The sequence below is a fragment of the Bartonella sp. LB28NMGDW genome (assembly GCF_042194435.1).
In the GTDB taxonomy this organism is placed as follows: Bacteria; Pseudomonadota; Alphaproteobacteria; order Rhizobiales; family Rhizobiaceae; genus Bartonella; species Bartonella grahamii.
The window spans coordinates 1-1,692 of record NZ_JBHIMX010000070.1 but is presented as its reverse complement, the minus strand read 5'-3'; the positions used below and the strand labels follow the sequence as shown (position 1 = coordinate 1,692).

Sequence of the window (1,692 nt, the reverse complement as noted above, 5' to 3'; positions counted from 1 at the left end):
CGAAGTTTTTAGGTGGTGGTACAGCTTTTACAAATGGTGCTTTCACGGGACCCACCTATAAATTATCTAAGATTTCTGAAGCAGGAGAGGTAACACAGACTGATTTTACCGATGTTGGTACAGCTTTTGAAGGCATTGATACGAGTATCAAGAATGTGAATCAGCGGATCAAAGATGTGACACAAGGTGTTGCACAAGATTCTTTATCATGGAACAAAGATGAAAATGCCTTTACTGCAAAACATGGAGAAAAAGAAGATGAGAAAACAAACAGCAAGATCACGTTTCTTAAGGATGGTGAGCTCTCAAAAAAATCAACGGATGCGGTGAATGGTTCACAGCTCCATTCTACGAACACAGCCCTTGCTAAATATTTTGGTGGCGATACTAAGTATGAGGAAGGCAAATGGACAAAACCTGATTTCAAAGTTGCGCAATTTGATGCTGATGGCACAGAAGGTGACAAGAATACTTATCACAATGTTGCTGATGCTTTTGAAGGTGTTAACAGTACTTTCACCACTCTGAATAAAGAGATTGTCGATGTAAGAGACAGTATCCTTGTTAAGGAAGAAGAAGAGGTTACTTTAGCGCGTAGTCTCCGTTCGGGGGGAGCGACTATTATCACCATTGGTAAGGGATCAGGCGGCACTAAACTCAGTGTTTTAAACAAAGACGGTGCTAATCGGACCATTTCTGGTGTGAGTGATGGATCACTTTCAGGAACCTCGACAGATGCGGTTAATGGCTCACAGCTTTTTACCACCAATGAAAATGTTACTAAGGTTGCTGAACATACAGCGAAATATTTTGGTGGTGATGCTAAGTATAAGGATGGTGAATGGACAGATCCCACTTTCAAGGTTAAGACCGTTAAGGAAGATGGCACTGCAGAAGATAAAAGCTATACTGATGTAGCTTCTGCCTTTGAGGGTGTAGGTACTTCTATTACAAATGTAAAAAAAGAGATTAACAAGGTTGTAGGTGATAACCTAGTTAAACAGGATACAGACAGCAAGACTATCAAGATTGGTGCGGAGACGGAAGGCGCTACAATCAATATTGCAAATAAGAGTGGTGCTGATCGTGTTATTTCCGGTGTGAAGGAAGCGGCCAATGACAATGAAGCGGTTAATAAAGGCCAACTTGATAAGGGTTTAAAAGACCTTTCTGATAATCTTCAGTCTGATGAATCAGCAGTTGTTCATTATGATAAAAATACAGATAAAGAAAACACCATTAATTATGAAAGTGTGACGTTGGGGAAAGGTAAAGATGCTAAGCCCGTTGCTCTTCATAATGTAGCTGTTGGCAGTATTACAAAGGATTCACGTGATGCCATTAATGGTGGACAAATTCATACCCTCTCTGAAGATGTTGCGAAGTTTTTAGGTGGTGGTACAACCTTTACAGATGGTGCTTTCACGGGACCCACCTATAAATTATCTAAGATTTCTAAAGACGGTAATGAAGAAGAAGCTGAATTTAAAGATGTTGGTACAGCTTTTGAAGGCATTGATACGAGTATCAAGAATGTGAATCAGCGGATCAAGGATGTGACACAAGGTGTTGCAGAGGATTCGTTGTCATGGAGCAAAGATTCAAATGCCTTTAGTGCGCAGCATGGAGAAGGAGAGAAAAAAGGCAACAGCAAGATCACGTTTCTTAAGGATGGTGAACTCTCAGAAAGCT

At 40.6% G+C, this 1,692-nt stretch carries 1 pseudogene; it reads left to right on the top strand.

The features are described 5' to 3' along the window. Positions 1 to 1,692: pseudogene (locus ACFIKG_RS09130) on the top strand (hypothetical protein); the annotation flags it as partial.